The organism is Methanobacteriaceae archaeon, assembly GCA_030656015.1.
In the GTDB taxonomy this organism is placed as follows: Archaea; Methanobacteriota; Methanobacteria; order Methanobacteriales; family Methanobacteriaceae; genus UBA349.
Genome location: JAUSNX010000012.1, coordinates 122,135 through 140,604, shown reverse-complemented (window position 1 = coordinate 140,604; position 18,470 = coordinate 122,135). Strand labels below are relative to the sequence as shown.

Sequence of the window (18,470 nt, the reverse complement as noted above, 5' to 3'; positions counted from 1 at the left end):
GGAAAAAATCAATAACCATGAGAGATATAAAGAAAGGTTAGTAACTATCATAATTTTAAGGAAGTAATCGACATGAAATCATTACTCATCATCAATGGAACCATAATTTCTGGAAATGGAAATGAGCCACTTCAAAATGGAGCTATTTTAGTTGAAAACAATATTATAACGGATATTGGCCCCCAGAATTCTATTAAACCTCCAGAAAAATGTCAAATCATTGATGTGGATGGTTCATTTATCTTGCCTGGATTTATTGATACTCACACTCATTTAATGTCCAATGGATTCAGAATGGAAGATACTATGTACAATCCCCTGGCCCTGCACTTCTATCAGGCCTTGGAAAACATGAAATTGACTCTGGAAGCCGGTGTAACCAGTGTTAGGGATGCTGGATTGGCAGATATTGGAGTAAAAATGGCCAGTGAGCAAGGATTATTTCCCGCGCCCCGTATGCAAATTAGTGTAATGCCATTATCTATTAGTGGGGGCCACTTTGATTTTAATTTAAATTCAGGATTTGACATGAAAATTTCCTATCCTGGACATCCAGAGAGCATTTGTGACGGCCCAGATGAGGTAAGAAAAAGATCAAGAGAGGTTTTAAGAGCTGGAGCGGATGTTCTAAAGGTCATGGTAACTGGGGGTGTTATGAGTGCCAATGACCGGCCAGAATTCACCCAATTCACCGTGGATGAATTGAAGGTTGTAGTAGAAGAGGCAAAATTCAGGGGAGGAATAAAAGTAATGGCCCATGCCCATGGTTCAGAAGGTATAAAAAATGCAGTTAAGGCTGGAATTTATTCCATTGAACACGGAACTTACGCTGATAAAGAAGCCTGTCAAATGATGGCCCAGGCCGGCACTTATTTAGTACCTACTTTTGTGGTCATTAACTTAAATCTCAAAAAAGCCTTAGCTGGTGAACTTCCCGAATACAGCCGTAAGGGAGCTATTGAAATAGCTAAAGTCCATAAAGAAAACATGCAAATGGCCTATGAGCTAGGAGTTAAAATGGTCGCTGGAACAGACTGTGGTGTGGTTGAACATGGAATTAATCTCTTAGAATTAGATTATTTATGCGATATGGGTATGGAACCTATGGAAGCTATTCAGGCCGGTACTAAAAAAGCGGCGGAATGTATGGGGTGGCAGGATAAAGTGGGAACTCTAGAGAAGGGAAAACTAGCAGATATTGTGGTGCTAAAAAAGGATCCACTGGACCATATTGCTTCTTTAGCTGATAATAAAAATATTTTAATGGTAATAAAAGATGGTAAGACCTTTAAAAATATTTTAAATTAATAATTTATAATTTTTTTATAAAAAAATAAAAAAAGGAGAAAATATTTCTTCTTAGGTTCAAAGTATATTAGAAATATCAATATTTTACTAATTAACTATACTGATGCCATTTGATAAGCATCGTAAGCTGCGTATATAGCAAATACTAATGATAAAATACCTATAAAACTACTAATGGATGTGACTAGGATCCCTAGAATCACTGCTACTACAAAGAAGATTATTCCTTTTTTAGCATCTCCAGCTAATAATTGACCTAATCCCGGAATTATAAAAGATGCAATTGCTGCAAGTATCGCGTTTACCACATTTTCACCTCCTTTTATTTGATACTAATATTATTCGCTAATTACTACATATTTCTTTCTTTTTAATTTCCAAATTTTGATGTATTGATAAAAAACAATTTAATGCAAAGGCCACATAATTAATTATATAGTTTATATTTTTACTCACAATCATTTGGTGAATAAAAATGGCTGAAAAACCCACAAAAAAACTGAAATTAATTCTACCCATCGTATTTTGAGACTTTAGTAGATGGAATATTTGCGATAGAAAGCCAGAATAATTACAAATGATGGCTCTGAGCTGTAATTAAAAAGATTATAAGAAGTACACAGGGGTACAAGTTATAAGTTTCTGGAGTTAAATGGAGTTAGTGCTTTTAGAAAAGTTTTCAGGGTGCTTAAGTGGGGTGGAGAGTTTTATATTGTTGATTTTGGAAAACTTCAGAATATCTTAATGCACTTAATTTCTTTAATAATGATACACTTAGAAGAAACAACGGATAATATAAACGTTTTATTACCAAATATACTTTTAAAAGCAGTTTTTAGTAATGTTGAGATAATTGACAAGTTCATGACTGTTTTTGGCACTATTTGTATCTAAAATGTTAAAATAAATCATTAGTAAATAATCTTAATCTTGGGGTGGGATAAAAATTGAATCACAGCGATGAACATGAAATGGAACATGGGGCGCATGAAGAAGGTGAAAACGGTAAATGTGTTGTATGCAAAGGGCAACTAAATGAAAAACATAGGATGGAAGGAGAACACATCCATTCTAGTATGATAGAGGATTTAAAAAAACGATTCTGGATTTCATTGATTATAAGTATTCCTATTCTTATTTTATCACCTACTATCCAAGGATTAGTTGGTTTAGGTGACTCGATACGATTCACGGGAGATTTATACCTTCTTTTTGTCTTATCATCGATAGTTTATTTTTATGGTGGTTACCCATTTTTTAAAGGATTTTTTAATGAAATTAAATCCAGAGCACCTGGAATGGATATGCTAATTTCGGTTGCTATTACCAGTGCCTATCTTTACAGCAGTGCGGTGGTTTTTGGCCTTATGGGTGAAGTATTTTTCTGGGAACTTGCAACATTAATTGACATTATGCTTATAGGGCACTGGTTGGAGATGAGATCAGTGATGGGAGCTTCCAGAGCACTTGAAGAACTTGTAAAACTCATGCCATCAAGCGCCCATAAAATAATACCTGATGGAAGTATAATAGACATCCCTTTAAATGAACTGGTTGTAGGAGACCAAGTAGTCATTAAACCTGGGGAAAAAGTCCCTGTAGATGGCGAAATTATAATGGGAAGCACTTCTATTGACGAATCGATGCTTACTGGTGAATCAGAACCGTTATTTAAGGAAATTGGTGCAGAAGTCATAGGTGGATCCATTAATGGAGAGGGATCCATTACGGTGGAAATTAAAAAAACAGGAAAGGATTCCTTCCTTTCAAAAGTCATAACTCTGGTTGAGGAAGCACAAGCCAGCAAATCAAAGACACAAAACTTGGCAGACCGTTTTGCAACAGGGCTTACAATAATAGCATTATCTGGCGGATTTATAACGCTCTTAGTATGGCTGGGAGTTTCAAATTTTGGATTTGAATTTGCTCTTGAGAGAGCGGTTACAGTAATGGTTATTGCTTGCCCTCATGCACTGGGTCTTGCAGTACCTCTGGTTGTTGCAGTCTCAACATCTTTATCCGCACGAAATGGACTTTTAATAAGAAATCGTGCGTCTTTTGAAAGATCACGAGCTATTGACGCCGTCATATTTGATAAAACAGGTACCCTAACTGAAGGAAAGTTTGGTGTGACTGATATTGTCCCTTTAAGCAGCGTATATGGTGAAAATGATATTTTAAAATATGCTGCATCTCTTGAATCTTATTCCGAGCATCCAATTGCCAAAGGAGTTGTTAACTCCTCAAAAGAAACTTTTGATGTTGAGGACTTTAAATCAATCCCGGGAAAGGGTATTCAGGGTAAAATCAATACAAAAAATGTTGAGGTAGTAAGTCCGGGATATTTAAAGGAACTTAAAATAAATATTTCTAATGAAAAGGTAGATAATCTCTTATCTGAGGGAAAAACAATTGTTTTTTTACTTATTGAAGGAGAACTTAAAGGTGCAATTGCACTAGCAGATATTATACGGGAAGAGTCCAGAGAAGCCATAAAAAAATTCAAAGGTATGGGAATCCAGTGCATAATGATCACTGGGGATAGAAAAGAGGTTGCAGAATGGGTATCCAAAGAAATAGGGCTTGATAAATATTATGCTGAGGTATTACCTCAAGAAAAGGCTGAAAAAGTACGAGAAATCCAATCTGAAGGTTTAATAGTTGCTATGACTGGAGATGGTATTAATGATGCTCCGGCACTTGTACAAGCTGATGTGGGTATTGCCATCGGGGCAGGCACTGATGTAGCTATTGAAGCTGGTGATGTTGTTCTGGTAAGAAGCAATCCTCTTGATGCGGTTTACATAATAAAGCTTGCTAAATCAACCTACAAAAAAATGTTCGAAAATCTAGCATGGGGAGCAGGATATAACATTTTTGCAATTCCCATTGCAGCTGGAGTTCTCTATAGTTTCGGAATTCTTTTAACCCCTGCAGCAGGAGTTATATTAATGTCACTTAGTACTATTATAGTGGCTTTTAATTCGAGGTTTTTGAAGATAGAGAAATGAATAATTAGTTTCGAAAAACATTTAAAATGGATGTTTAATGGATAACAAATACTATGAATATTATTATATTCATATTCGCGAGCTTATGCTGTAAACTCATTATGGGTGTATATTATGGTAATACTGAAGCATATGAGTAATATGGTGAGCTTATTGATAAAAAATAATTTACATATATTAACTAAATTATAATTTGAATGATTTAATTCATGTTCAAATCTTGTGGAGACTAAAAATGCCAGAAAAACCCAAAAAGAAGACTGATATTAAAATATCTGGAATGGGATGTGCGTCCTGTGCCATTAAAATTGAAAAATCTTTGGATAATTTGGAAGGAGTACAGGAAGCTCAAGTGAATCTGGCCACGGAAAAAGCCACCATAGAATACGACCCGGAAAAGCTGGGTGTGGGGCAGATGGAAAAAGCGGTGGAAGATGCAGGTTATGTGGTACTAAAGGACAAGGCCGTTCTAAAAATAGGCGGAATGACTTGTGCCATCTGTGTTAAGGCCATTGAAGATGTATTAACTAAACTCGATGGAATAAGTGAAGTAACGGTCAATCTGGGTGCTGAAAAGGCCTATGTGACTTATAAAAATGACCAGGTTTCTATTGAGGACATGAAAAATGCTATTGAAGATTTAGGATATCAATTTCTGGGTTTAGAAGGGGAAGAAAGTCAGGAATTGGAGGAAGAAATACGCCAGAAAGATTTGAGATCTAAAAAGTACCGGATTATTGTAGGTTTTGGAGTATCTCTCCCTTTAATGGCCATGATGCTTTTAGGGATTCCTGCACCTTTTTACATGCCTTATTTCATGCTGGTAGTTTCTATTATTCCCTTTATCTATGTAAGTTACCCTATTTTCTCTGCGGCTTCCCGGGCACTGCAAAACCGAACCCTGGACATGGATGTGATGTATTCGCTGGGTATTGGGGTGGCTTTTGTTTCCAGTTTACTGGGCACTTTCAATATAATACTAACTCCGGAATTTATGTTCTATGAGACTGCTTTAATGCTGGCGGCCTTTTTAACTCTGGGAAGGTATCTGGAAGCCCGGGCCAAGGGTAGGACTTCTACGGCCATAAAAAAATTAATTGGCCTGCAGCCCCAGAATGCTATTTTGATTCAGGATGGTGAAGAAAGGGAAGTTCCAATCCAGGATATCCAGTTAGGTGATTTAATCCTGGTAAAACCTGGTGAAAAGATACCAGCGGATGGTAAGGTTTTTGATGGTGAAAGCTACGTGGATGAATCAATGATCACTGGTGAACCGATCCCTGTCTTCAAAAATAAAGGAAAAGAAGTGGTAGGAGGAACCCTTAATAAAAATGGTGTTTTAAAATTCAAAACTACTAGGATAGGTAAAGATACAGTTTTATCCCAGATCATAAGTCTGGTAGATCAGGCTCAAGGTTCAAAACCACCGGTTCAGAGGATTGCTGATAAAGCAGTGACTTATTTTATTCCTACTGTACTTACAGTAGCCATAGTGTCATTTGTAGTGTGGTACTTCTTAATGGGCTCTACCTTACTCTTTGGCCTTACAGTATTAATTTCTATTCTGGTGGTGGCCTGCCCCTGTGCTTTAGGACTGGCCACTCCCACGGCAGTCACGGTGGGAATTGGAAGAGGAGCCGAATTGGGAATTTTAATTAAGGAAGGAGAATCCCTGGAGGTATCAGAACAAATAAACACGGTTATCTTTGATAAAACAGGCACTTTGACCCAGGGAAGTCCTGAAGTGACTGATATTGTGGTATTTAATGAAAGTGATGGAAATAGTGTGACTGAAGAAGAAGTTCTTCTCTGGGCGGCCAGTGTGGAACGTAATTCTCAGCACCCTATTGCAGAAGCCATTCTAATTAAATCTCGCCAGGAAGGTATGGAATTAAAAGAAACTACAAAATTTGATACCATTGGTGGAAAAGGAGTAATTGCTAAGGTAGATAATCATGAAATTTTAATTGGGAACCGTGCTCTTTTTGCTGATAAAGATATTGTTCTGGACATTAAAGCGGAAGAATCACTTTCTAATTTGGAAAATGATGGAAAAACCACTATAATCATAGGTCAAAACCATAAAATAATAGGCTTAATTGCGGTGGCGGACACCATTAAGAAAACTACGGCATTAGCGATTCGGGAATTCAATAATATGGGATTGGAAACAGTAATGATCACCGGGGATAATTCAAAAACAGCTCAAGCAGTAGCCAATCAGATTGGAATTAGTAAGGTTCTTTCGGAGGTTCTGCCTTATGAAAAAGCCCAAGAAGTTTCTAAAATTCAATCTGAAGGTAAAAAAGTGGCTTTTATTGGTGACGGAATTAACGATGCTCCAGCACTGGCCCAGGCCGATGTAGGAATTGCTATTGGTAGTGGTACTGATGTGGCCATAGAAAGTGGAGAAATTGTTCTCATAAATAACGAACCTATAGATGCTGTCGCGAGTATACAGCTTTCAAAAAAGGTCATGGGTAGAATTAAGCTTAATATTTTCTGGGCTTTTGCATATAACATTATTCTGATTCCAGTTGCAGCTGGATTACTTTATCCAAGCTTTGGAATAACATTTAGGCCCGAATACGCAGGTTTGGCCATGGCTCTGAGTTCGGTTACAGTGGTTTCCTTATCTTTACTGTTAAAAGGATATGTTCCTGATGCTAAGAAGCTTGCCATGACTTCTAAAAATACAGATGATTAATATATTTGTAGGTAGCTTCTATTAAATTAGGATTTAATAGAACTACTTATTTAATTATCATCTATCTTTTTAATTTGATAATAGAAAACTTATTTTATTTTTATAGTATTTTTAATTAATTTAAAACTAATTAATTTTTAATCTATTTATAAATTTCATGGGAAATTTAAATTTTTTCAAAAAACATGGTCTATTAATATAAAAACTTTAATACTTTTTTAAATATACTATTATATGGTGTAAAAATGGCAGTAGATCCTATATGCAACATGGAAGTGGACGAGAAATCGGCCAAATTTGTGAGTGAATATGAAGGGAAAAAATATTATTTCTGCGCTCCGGGATGTAAAAAAACATTTGAAGATAATCCTGAGAAATACACAGAAAAATAAGCACAATTAAATATTTAATGACATTTAAATTTTTATATTAATCTAATTTACACATGTAAGTTAATTTATTACTTTATTATTGATATCAGGGGCGATAAAATGGCAAATCCTAGTAATGTATATATAGTGGCGGTAGAAACAGTAGCAATATTATGTTTGACACTAATTTCTCTCATGGGGATGTATAAAGGCCAAAATGAGATAGCTGCAGCTGCAGCTGGCGGCATAGCTGGATTTATATCTCATAAGGGTTTGAGTAAGGCTTCGTCAGAATCAGAAAAATCAAGTGATGAAGCAGAAAAAGCCGTTAAAACTACCACTGAACAACCAGAACCAAAATTAGAGAGTGAATCTGGCCTTAAAAGTGAAATAAAGCCTAAAACTGAAAATAAAGAGAAAATACTGGAAGAAGAATCTGAAATTGAAGAAGATGTGGCTTAACCACCTGTGAGGGGATTCAATGATCATATCTTATAAAGATTACCAGGACATGAGCATTCGTATAATGCAATTTCAAATGGAAAGGGGCAGAAAACCTAAATATGTTACTTTAAATGGTTCTAAAATAGGCAAAAGACAGTATGAAGACATGATGCGAAGAGTAGATCTTTTTATAAAAAGCAAAGGCAGGAATCCGAAATCAGTCCGATTAGATGAAGATATGGAAATAGTAAAACCTTCATTGGGCCGAAAAAAATCTGCTTCTTGGATAAAATTGGAAGAAGCGCTTGATAAAAAATTTAACGATGCTAAAGATCTTTATAAAGCCATAGCTAATCATGGGGAATATAAGTACTATTATAATGATAAATTTGACAATAAAATGGCCCTAACTCGTCTTAGAAAAGGTTTAGGAATTAATTGTACGGACTATGCTCAGCTTATACGCCCAGTTCTGGAAGACATGGGATATGATGTCCGTTATGCACATGGAAGAGTTAAATGTGGGGATAAACAATGGTATGGCCATGTTTGGCTCCAGATTAAAGGTAGGGATTATGGAAACTGGGTTAATTATGATGTGGTAGCAGTTACTCACCATGGAATTAAACGACCCATTGGTTCTCTAGTTTGTGTCAATGGAGTCAAGGACGTTGAATACAATCCTAAATGGCTTTTTTAATTCAAAAATAACTTTTTGATATTTTATTATTACTAATTTTTTTAATTTTTACAAGCATATTGACTAATAAATATTAATTAACAATTTAATGTTGGTTTAATTATATTTTATAATTCACTTTTAAAAAAATTTCTTAAAAATAGTTTAATCTAAAAATATTTATTTTGAATCTTTTTAATGTAAAAATAAAAAAATATAAGAATTAGAAATAAAAAATATTAGAAATTTATTCTAATTATTCTAATTTTATTTCGAATCCGCCGATTTTAGGTGCTAGGAAGTTATAGAACACTGCAGTTAATGCGTAGGCAATGAATATTACTATAAATCCACCTATAGCATAAACAAATAGCAATACTAAACCAGCTAGGGCAGAACCTGCTATTGCTAGAATTATTAAGAATAATATTCCAATAATAATTCCAAAAACTGCGGCTATAGCTCCACCAATAAGACCTAATGCTACTGGACTGATACTTTCAATTCCTAAGAATCCGTGAGCTTTTTCACTTAATCCTATTTTTATTCCACCTAATTTAGGTGCAAGTAAGTTGTAAAGCGCGGCTAAAATAACTGCTCCAATGAAAACCATTATGAAGGTTATTATTGGAGTTAAAATAATGTTTAAAATAGCCCCCAATGCACTAAATCCTCCTAAAGATCCCATGGATGCTACAGGCATAGTACTGTTAGTTGTGGCGGCAATGGTTTTGACCATAGACCCAATAAACCCTATAGATAAGTATTGTAGAGGAACAAATACCAGCTGGATTACAAACTGGAAAACAGCGGTTACTGCGGCGACTATTAATGCAAAGGGAATAACTCCAGCTTTGGTGATTTCTTTCATGTCGGCTAATTCTATTTGTATCCCACCTAATTTAGGGACCATTAAATTATAAATTAGCGCATAAAGGAAAGACTGTGTTATACTTAAAAGGAACGAACCAACTGGAAATACAACTAGCCCTGCTACGCCCAGACCTAACAAGAATCCGGAAAATGAAGACAATTCGGATGGTAGCACTGCTGAAAATGCTCCAGCAAATATCAACAATATTATTGCAAACAATAGGCCCCATACGGCACTCAAAGAAGAATTCATGAGTGTATAAGGGACAATTTTTATAGATTTTAATTCTTTCATGTCACTCATTTAAAAGCACCTCCCAGGTACTGTCAATTATTCTGTTGGAAGAGGTTAATTAACTTTTATATTTATTTAATAAAATGTACAATTTTGTAATTAGAATTAGTAAAAAATAAAAATCAAGGAAAATGCTAAAAAATAGAAATTAATAGATTAAAAAGGCTTTAAAAAGAAAAAAACATTAATTAAACTTAAAAACTTTTTTTAAATATATTTAGAATTTTTAAAGTCTAAATATTTAAAACCAGTCTTCAGAGAGCTTAATTATTTTTTCCACACTTAAAACAGCAGAGCCAATGTAAGTGTGAGGGTCCATAATTTCTTCCACATCTTCTGGAGTCAAGTAACCTTCTAATTCACTTCTGGCCAGGATAACATCTGATAAAAGCTTTTGTTCTTTATTAGCTTTTATGGCACACTCTCTAACTAATCCATAAGCAGTTTGGCGGCCCATTCCCTTCCGAGTAAGCTCGGCCATTAATCGTTCGGCCATAATTAAACCATTGGTTAAATTAAGGTTATTTTCAATGTTTTCAGGATAGAAAACCAAATTTCCCATCAGTTTTAGAGAGAGATTAAGTATGTAATCGGTTAAGATACATGCCTCAGGGAAGATTATTCGCTCACAGGAAGAATTTGTCAAATCCCGCTCATGCCATAATGGATTATTTTCCATGGCCGCTACTACATAGGATCTAACCACTCTTGAAACACCACAAATTCTCTCAGCAGTGATAGGGTTCATTTTATGAGGCATGGTACTACTTCCCACCTGTTTTTCAGGGTCGAAGTTTTCTCCCAATTCCATTATCTCAGTTCTTTGCAGATTTCTTACTTCCAGAGCTATTTTATCCAGGGTAGTGGCCAGATTGGCCATGACCATCATGAATTCTGCATGATTGTCCCTTTGAACAACTTGGTTAGATATGGAAACTGCTTCCAGGCCTAAAATTTCAGATACTTTCTCGTGTATTTGCAGACCTTCTTCACCCAGAGCAGCAGTGGTTCCCACGGCACCAGTCATCATACCCACACATAGACGTTTTTGACAGAAATCGAGCCTTTCGATTTGGCGATGCATTTCATCAGCCCACAAGGCAAATTTCATACCATAAGTAGTAGGCAATGCGTGTTGGCCGTGAGTTCGACCTATACAAACGTTTTCTTTGTTTTCATCAGCTAATTTTAAAAGAAGCTGGGTAAATCTAACCATTTTTTCTCTTAGAATTTTCATGGATTCTTTAAATAAGAGTGAGTTAGAACTGTCAACGATATCATTGGAAGTAGCCCCAAAATGGACATATTCTCCAGCATCCCCTTCGCACTGTTCAGCTAAGGCCTTTACAATAGAAGCAATGTCGTGATTAGTTGCCCTTTCTATTTCATTCACTCTTTCCAGAGTTACGATTTGAGTATTAGCTTTTTTTTTTATTTCTACCGCATATTCGGTAGGAATCATTCCCATCTCAGCTTCGGCCTGGGCCAGGGCAGATTCAATATCCAGCATTTTTTGTAGTTTATTTTCAGATTCCCAAACGCTTTTCATTTCAGGAGTTCCATAACGAAATTCAATAGGGTGAATAGCCATAAAAATCACTCCGTAGTTTATAATTCAAATAAATCTAACTATATTAATTTTAAAATGCAATAAAAAATAGACCTTAAAAATAAATTTAATTATTTATATGTTTAAATTTGATCTGTTTAACTAGTTGAAAAACGAAGAGCCAGACAGAAAATAGCCAGAATAATGGTCATAGCAACTACTTGCTCTGGACTCATCTTAGGGCCTCTTGTTTCATCTTCAAAGTATCTTACCAGCCCGGCACCACTTGGTGGAAGGCTTTTTTTATCTTTTTTTCCCATAATATCACCGATGATAATATATAAATGTAATTTTAATTCTCTGTTTAATTAATTATGAAATTTATACTGTTAAATAGTTAATGATTATTTGTTTTTAAATGTTTAATAAAATTATTAATTAATAATTTATAATTATTTTCGTTTAAAGAATTTTTGCGTTTAAAAAAATCATTAAATATCTGTTTGTACAATAATATTTTAAAGCAAAACTTGCAATTATATTTATATTTTTTATTTTTTAAAAAGGCTTAATAATAACTTAAATACTTATAATCAAACTCAAAGGGATGTTAATGGACTATTTCGAAGAATTAGAATCAGAAACCAAAAAACTCTACAAAATAGCAGGTGAGGCTCGCTCAAAGGGGCTAGATGTGGAAACTGAAACAGAAATACCTCTGGCCAAGGATTTAGCTGAAAGAGTAGAGGGGCTGGTAGGTCCAGAAGGCATTGCAGAGAGAATTAAATTTCTGGAAGAAAAATCCAGCCGGGAGGAAGCAGCATTCAAAATAGCTGCCGAGATTGCGTCAGCCCCCTTGGACGAAAACAGTAAAGAGGATGAACTGGCCCAGAGGGAAGTTATGGCTGACCAGGCTCTTCGTACGGCTCTGGCCATTCTTACGGAAGGAGTGGTGGCTGCACCACTGGAAGGAATAGCCAAAGTAAGAATTAAACAGAATTTTGACCGTAGTAATTATTTTGCAGTTTACTTTGCCGGTCCAATTAGAAGTGCAGGAGGTACTGCGGCGGCTCTAGCAGTTTTAATAGGAGATTATATTCGATGGGCTATTGATTTAGCTCCTTATGTACCTATTGATGCTGAAATAGAACGATATGTGGAAGAAGTGGAATTATATGAATCAGAAGTAACTAATCTACAATATTCTCCTAAACCTGACGAAGTACGTTTAGCCGCCCGTAGTATCCCTGTAGAAGTTACTGGGGAACCTACTGATAAAATTGAAGTATCCCACCGGGACTTGGAGCGAGTAGAAACCAATAACATACGGGGCGGGGCTTTACTGGCTATGGTGGAAGGTATTATTCAGAAAGCACCTAAAGTACTTAAATATGCCAAAATATTGAATTTAGAAGGTTGGGATTGGTTAGCACAATTTTCAAAAGCACCAGCTAAAAAAGACGATGAAGAAACCGAGATCAAAGCAGATTATAAGTATATTCAGGATATTATTGGTGGAAGACCGGTGCTGGCCAATCCTTCAGAGAAAGGAGCATTCCGACTTAGATATGGAAGATCTCGAAATACTGGGCTGGCGGCAATGGGTGTCAGCCCGGCCACTATGGAACTTCTAGAGTTTCTGGCAGTAGGAACTCAGATGAAAATAGAAAGACCTGGAAAAGGTACCTGTGTGGTTCCGGTGGATACCATAGATGGACCTATTGTTAAATTAAAAAATGGAAATGTAATTAAAATATCCACTACGGCAGAAGCACGTAAATTAAGGCCTCAAGTAGATGAGGTTTTATTTTTGGGCGATATGCTGGTGGCTTTCGGTGAATTTTTAAGAAATAACCATGTTTTACTACCTTCGGCCTGGTGTGAAGAATGGTGGGTTAAAACCATTGAATCTGCTGAAAAATACGACCTGCAAAAAGATCCCCTAGATTTAAAAACGCTGCTAATGAAAAAAATAACTGCTGAGGAAGCATTTAAGATATCAGAAGACTATGAAGTACCTTTGCATCCGGAATACACTTACTTTTATCATGATGTATCTATAAAAGATTTAAATCTACTACGTGAATGGATATTTACTAAAATTGATGAATACCATAATGGAGATGAATTAAAACTAGATATGTCTCCTCAAAAAAGGATTCTAGAAGTCATTGGTGTTCCTCATATTATGATGGACTCTCAAGTGATTATTGCTCCTGAAGAGGCCTACGTGTTGATTAAAACTCTTCCAAATCCATTGGATGAAACCCTGGAAAATACATTAAAAGCAGTTAATGAAGCTGCTCCAGTGGAAATTATGGCCCAAGCCCCTACCTATATTGGAACCAGGGTGGGAAGGCCGGAAAAAACCAAAGAACGGAAAATGAAACCAGCACCTCATTCCCTTTTCCCTATTGGCAATAATGGTGGAACTCGCCGAAATATTGTGGAAGCTGCTAAAAAAGGTAGTATAACTGTAGAACTGGCCCGTTCTAAATGTACCGAATGTCAAATAAGTTCATTCCAATCTATATGTCCTCATTGTGGGTCACCTACTGAGCTGGCCCAACCTGGAAAGAAGAAGATTAATATAGCTGGACTTCTTAAAAAAGCCTCGGAAAATGTGGGTGTACGTAAGATGGATGAAATAAAAGGAGTTATAGGGATGATATCCGAGGATAAGTTCCCAGAACCTTTGGAAAAAGGAATTTTAAGGGCTAAAAACGAAGTTTTCACCTTTAAAGATGCTACTATACGTCATGATTCCACTGATCTGCCTTTAACTCATTTCACTCCTAAAGAAGTGGGAGTAGATGTTGCGAAATTAAAGGAAATGGGATATGAAAAAGACTGCTATGGGGTGGCACTGGAAGAAGAAGACCAAATATTAGAATTAAAGGTTCAGGATGTAGTAGTATCTGAACACTGTGGCCAGTATCTTCTAGGAGTGGCTGGTTTTATTGATGACCTTTTAGCGAATTTTTACGGGCTGGAACGTTTTTACAATGTAAAACAAAGCAAAGAACTGGTTGGCCATCTAGTTGTTGGGCTGGCCCCTCACACCTCTGCCGGAGTATTGGGTCGTGTGGTTGGATTTACCAAGGCTGCGGCCTGTTATGCTCATCCTTTCTTCCATTCTGCTAAGCGGAGAAACTGTGACAGTGATGAAGATTCTATCATGCTTTTAATGGATGCTTTATTGAATTTCTCTAAATCATACTTGCCCAGCACTCGGGGAGGAAGTATGGATGCTCCACTGGTTCTATCTTCCCGTATAGATCCTGAAGAAATAGATGATGAATCGCACAATATTGATGCTATGGAATCATTCCCCTTAGAGTTCTATCAAAAGGCTCAAGAACATGCCAAACCTTCTGATGTTCTGGATTTAATAGATAATGTGAAAAATCGGTTGGGTACTCCGGGCCAATATGAAGGAATAATGTTTTCCCATAATACTTCCAGTATTCATGCCGGACCAAAAGTATGTCTCTATAAAACCTTACCTACTATGAAAGAAAAGGTAGAGGCTCAAATTCAAATTGCTGAGAGGATAAGGGCCGTGGATCAAAGAGGAGTGGTGGAAGGAGTACTCACTTCTCACTTTTTGCCAGATATGATGGGAAATACCCGGGCCTTTTCCCGGCAGAAGGTAAGATGCACTAAATGTAATTCTAAATATCGACGTATACCGCTCACTGGTGAGTGTAAATGTGGTTCTAATCTCATATTGAGTGTTTCTAAAGGATCTGTAGTGAAATACCGGGAAATTTCCAGAGAACTGGCTAATCGTTACCCAATTGATCCTTACCTGATGCAGAGGTTGGATATTTTAGAATTTGGAATAAATTCGCTATTTGAAAGTGATAAATCTAAACAGAGTTCTCTGGATGTATTTCTATAATTAACTCAGATAATTTTTTAAATGATTTAGTTATCATCTTTGTTAATATTTCTAAAAATTTTTTATTTTCATTTTTTTATTTTAATATTAATTAAATTTTATTAAAAAAATGAGAAGAGAAGTATTTGGGAGTTTTGTTTGTCTCTAAGAGCTTAAAAAACGAACGATAAAATAACTTATATAGTGCTTTAAACAAAAGTTAATCTAGATTTTGATTGAGGATTACTTAAATCTAAGGTGAATATTGCTTTTTATGAACAACTATGTTCCCTAGGGTAATTGTCTATTAAAAGAAATTATAATTTTAATAAAATGGGTATTTAACGTGGGTGATTATATTGATGAAGGATGCGCGAATAATAGCTGCTTTGCCAACTAAGGCCGAGACTTGCGTACTAAAAAATAATGGAGTAAACGAAAAATTCAGCCATGACAAACTGGTAAAGTCCCTCCTTATGGTAGGGGCTCCTTTATGGGCTTCCGAAAAAATTGCATCTCAAGTGGCCACCGCGGCCTATGATGGGATAACTACAGCCGAAATAAAGATTCTGGTTTATGATTATCTTAAAGAAATCAAAGAATCAGCAGCTGATAGATATTTGGCTACTAATAAACTTCGAGTACGTACTACTAGGGATAAAATTGAAGGTTTTGATCAAAAAAAGATCGAAAATACTTTAATTCAGGAAACTGGAGCATCTGAAAAAGTAGCGCATAAAATTGCATCTGATGTGTGGAAAGAACTTAAAAAATTGGATGTTGATTATTTAACTGCCCCTATGATAAGGGAAATCGTAAATACCAAGCTGGTGGAAAATGGGTTGGAAGATTTACGTAGAAAATACACTCGGCTTGGGATTCCGGTTTATAACATTACTAATTTAATTGAAAACGGTTCTCGTGATAATGCTAATATGATTCACAACCCGGAAACCGTGCACAAATACGTGGCTGATGAGGCCCTAAAACAATATGCTCTGGTACACATTTTGCCTAACCGTTTGGCCGATGCCCACATGTCCGGAGATATACACATTCACGATTTAGAATTCTTCGCTGGCAGACCATTAAACTGCCTACAGCACGATTTAAGATTATTTATTAAACACGGACTGAAAGTAGATGGTACTGGAGACCACACTTCAGTGGCTGGACCTCCAAAACACATGGAAACCCTCATGAACCACGCCGGTGAAATAATGCTGGCGGCTCAACAAAACATGAGTGGTGGACAATCCATGAGTCTATGGAATGTCTTTGTAGCACCATTTGCCAAGGGATTGCCTTATGAAAAGGTTAAACAGGCAGTACAAATGCTTATATTTAACCTTAACATGGCCTACGCAGCTCGGGGATCTCAGGTACCATTTACCAGCATGAACCTGGAATTCAATGTTCCTAAATTCCTCCAAGAAGAACCAGCATACGGTCCTAAAGGTCAGCTGGTGGGAACTTACGGGGACTTTGAAGAAGAAACTCGAATGTTACAGCGGGCCTTCACCGAAACATTATTGGAAGGAGATTCAGATGGAAAACCTCACCTCTTCCCTAATACTATTTACAACATCCGGAAAGAGACCCTAAAATCCGAAATGGAAGAAGATCTCATGCGGGTGCATGAGCTTTCGGCCAAATACGGAACTGCTTACTTTGTAAATATGCTGGCCAGCTACCGGGGCGACATGGCCAACTACATGGGGTGCAGAACTGCCTTGCAGGATAATTGGACAGGAGACTGGGATACCGATTGTCTTAGAACCGGAAACCTGGCATATGTAACCTTAAACCTACCACGTATTGCTTACCAGTCCCGGGATGATTCAGAAGTCTTTGATTATCTGGACTCTTATATGGACATGGCTGTAGAGGCATTAATGCTTAGAAGAGAACAGGCCATGGCTTGTTTAAATGATTACAATCTTTTACCATTCCTTCACCAAAAATTCGGTGATGAAATGTACTACCGGATTGAAAACTCCACTTTGTCCTTTGGTTTTGTGGGATTAAATGAAATGCTACAATCCTATATGGGAAACGGAATTGATAATGGGGAATCCAATAAATTCGGAATAAAGATTTTAGAACACATCAATGAACGGGCCGATAAACTAAGAAAAGAAACAGGCCTTAGATGGTCTGTACTCCAGACCCCAGCAGAATCAACAGCATATAGATTTGCTTCACTGGATAAGGAAAAATTCAAGGACAAAGCAGTTATTCAGGGAGATAGGGGAGCCTATTATTACACCAACTCTTCCCACGTACCAGTGAACTCTGATGTGCTATTACCTGAGAAGATAAAGATAGAAGAACCTTACCATAAACTCACCGCGGGAGGCCACATATTCCACGCCTTCATGGGAGAATCCTACTCCAGTGCCGAATCTCTTATGAGCCTCACTGATAAGATCTCCAAGAAATCAGATATTGGGTTCTGGGCCTATTCCTCTGCTTTAAGTTTCTGCATAGGATGTAAGACTCTTATGAAGGGCCTTAATGACCAGTGCCCTACCTGTGGAGAACGGGACGATGTAGAATGGTATGATAGGATTACGGGCTATGTCCAGCAAGTTGGCCGGGCAAAGTCTGCATCTGGTGGTTGGAATAAGGGTAAACGTCAGGAATTATCTGACCGAAAACGATTCGAGAGATAATCTCGGATTTTATTTTATTTTTTTATTATCATGAATAATATAATGGTTTTTAATGAGTCCGCTGAGGAGTATGATAGATGGTTTGATATCAACAAACCGGTTTATGAGTCTGAAATCCTGGCTTTAAAAAAATTTGTTCCAAAGGATGCCCTGGGTTTAGAAGTAGGTGTAGGAACTGGAAGATTTTCAGTTCCATTTGGTATCAATGTGGGTGTTGAACCAGCTCAAGCCATGGCAAAAATAGCACAAAAACGTGGAATAAAAGTTTATGAAGCTTTAGCTGAAGATCTCCCCTTTGAAGATAATACTTTTGATTTTGTTTTGATGGTAACCACTATCTGCTTTCTTCAAAATCCTTTAAAAGCTCTTAAAGAGGTAAAAAGAGTTCTTAAATCAGAGGGCCATATTATTATGGGGATGATTGACAAAAACAGTTTTTTAGGCGAGATATATTTATCAAAAAAGAAAAAAAGTAGATTTTATCGCCATGCTAAGTTTTATTCACCTAATAATGTTATGAACTGGCTTAAAAAATTGAATTATACTAATTTTGAAACTTGCCAGACACTATTTAAAAATCCAGAAGATATAACTGTTATTGAGCCGGTTAAAATTGGATATGGGGATGGTGGGTTTACAGTAATTACTGCTCAGAAAAAAAATTAAGATGGTGAA

At 36.5% G+C, this 18,470-nt stretch carries 14 protein-coding genes; 10 read left to right on the top strand and 4 right to left on the bottom strand.

From position 1 onward, the window contains the following. Window positions 1–72 precede the first annotated feature (72 nt). A complete protein-coding gene (locus tag Q7I96_09155) occupies window positions 73–1,308 on the top strand; it encodes an amidohydrolase family protein (GenBank protein ID MDO9627775.1) in 1,236 nt (411 codons plus the stop codon). Between the two features lie 95 nt (window positions 1,309–1,403). Here the strand turns inward: Q7I96_09155 and Q7I96_09150 are convergent, their stop codons facing one another. Next, on the bottom strand, window positions 1,404–1,616 hold the full coding sequence (locus Q7I96_09150; protein ID MDO9627774.1) for a hypothetical protein: 213 nt from the start codon (window positions 1,614–1,616) through the stop codon (window positions 1,404–1,406). A gap of 376 nt (window positions 1,617–1,992) precedes the next feature. On the opposite strand from Q7I96_09150, the gene Q7I96_09145 reads away from it, so the two are divergent. The 6 genes from Q7I96_09145 to Q7I96_09120 all read left to right on the top strand — a co-directional run bounded on the left by Q7I96_09145 (window position 1,993) and on the right by Q7I96_09120 (window position 8,541). Continuing rightward, complete coding sequence (locus Q7I96_09145) at window positions 1,993–2,202, top strand: hypothetical protein (protein ID MDO9627773.1); 210 nt, start codon at window positions 1,993–1,995, stop codon at window positions 2,200–2,202. A gap of 53 nt (window positions 2,203–2,255) precedes the next feature. Then, a complete protein-coding gene (locus Q7I96_09140) occupies window positions 2,256–4,319 on the top strand; it encodes a copper-translocating P-type ATPase (GenBank protein MDO9627772.1) in 2,064 nt (687 codons plus the stop codon). Window positions 4,320–4,554: 235 nt separating this feature from the next. After that, window positions 4,555–7,026, top strand: coding sequence for a heavy metal translocating P-type ATPase (locus Q7I96_09135; protein MDO9627771.1), 2,472 nt, complete (start codon window positions 4,555–4,557; stop codon window positions 7,024–7,026). A gap of 245 nt (window positions 7,027–7,271) precedes the next feature. Beyond that, window positions 7,272–7,418 carry a YHS domain-containing protein gene (locus Q7I96_09130; GenBank protein ID MDO9627770.1) on the top strand — a complete coding sequence of 49 codons (147 nt, stop codon included), beginning with the start codon at window positions 7,272–7,274 and terminating at the stop codon, window positions 7,416–7,418. Between the two features lie 99 nt (window positions 7,419–7,517). After that, the gene (locus Q7I96_09125) at window positions 7,518–7,859 is read left to right on the top strand and encodes a hypothetical protein (protein ID MDO9627769.1); all 342 of its coding nucleotides are present in this window, start codon (window positions 7,518–7,520) and stop codon (window positions 7,857–7,859) included. A 19-nt stretch (window positions 7,860–7,878) separates the two neighbouring features. Further along, a complete protein-coding gene (locus tag Q7I96_09120) occupies window positions 7,879–8,541 on the top strand; it encodes a transglutaminase domain-containing protein (protein MDO9627768.1) in 663 nt (220 codons plus the stop codon). Window positions 8,542–8,776: 235 nt separating this feature from the next. On the opposite strand, the gene Q7I96_09115 is transcribed toward Q7I96_09120, so the two are convergent. The 3 genes from Q7I96_09115 to Q7I96_09105 form a co-directional block, all read right to left on the bottom strand. Beyond that, the gene (locus Q7I96_09115; GenBank protein MDO9627767.1) at window positions 8,777–9,697 is read right to left on the bottom strand and encodes a hypothetical protein; all 921 of its coding nucleotides are present in this window, start codon (window positions 9,695–9,697) and stop codon (window positions 8,777–8,779) included. A gap of 232 nt (window positions 9,698–9,929) precedes the next feature. Further along, window positions 9,930–11,279 (bottom strand): adenylosuccinate lyase, encoded by a 1,350-nt coding sequence (gene purB / locus Q7I96_09110; protein MDO9627766.1) that lies wholly within the window; start codon window positions 11,277–11,279, stop codon window positions 9,930–9,932. A 116-nt stretch (window positions 11,280–11,395) separates the two neighbouring features. Next, window positions 11,396–11,557, bottom strand: a complete 162-nt coding sequence (locus tag Q7I96_09105) for a preprotein translocase subunit Sec61beta (protein ID MDO9627765.1) — start codon at window positions 11,555–11,557, stop codon at window positions 11,396–11,398. Window positions 11,558–11,850: 293 nt separating this feature from the next. On the opposite strand from Q7I96_09105, the gene polC reads away from it, so the two are divergent. The 3 genes from polC (at window position 11,851) to Q7I96_09090 (ending at window position 18,461) form a co-directional block, all read left to right on the top strand. After that, window positions 11,851–15,141, top strand: a complete 3,291-nt coding sequence (gene polC, locus Q7I96_09100) for a DNA polymerase II large subunit (GenBank protein ID MDO9627764.1) — start codon at window positions 11,851–11,853, stop codon at window positions 15,139–15,141. A gap of 341 nt (window positions 15,142–15,482) precedes the next feature. After that, window positions 15,483–17,795: an anaerobic ribonucleoside-triphosphate reductase gene (nrdD, locus tag Q7I96_09095; protein ID MDO9627763.1), complete on the top strand. Its 2,313-nt coding sequence runs from the start codon at window positions 15,483–15,485 to the stop codon at window positions 17,793–17,795. Window positions 17,796–17,837: 42 nt separating this feature from the next. Continuing rightward, the gene (locus tag Q7I96_09090; GenBank protein ID MDO9627762.1) at window positions 17,838–18,461 is read left to right on the top strand and encodes a class I SAM-dependent methyltransferase; all 624 of its coding nucleotides are present in this window, start codon (window positions 17,838–17,840) and stop codon (window positions 18,459–18,461) included. Window positions 18,462–18,470: the final 9 nt, after the last annotated feature.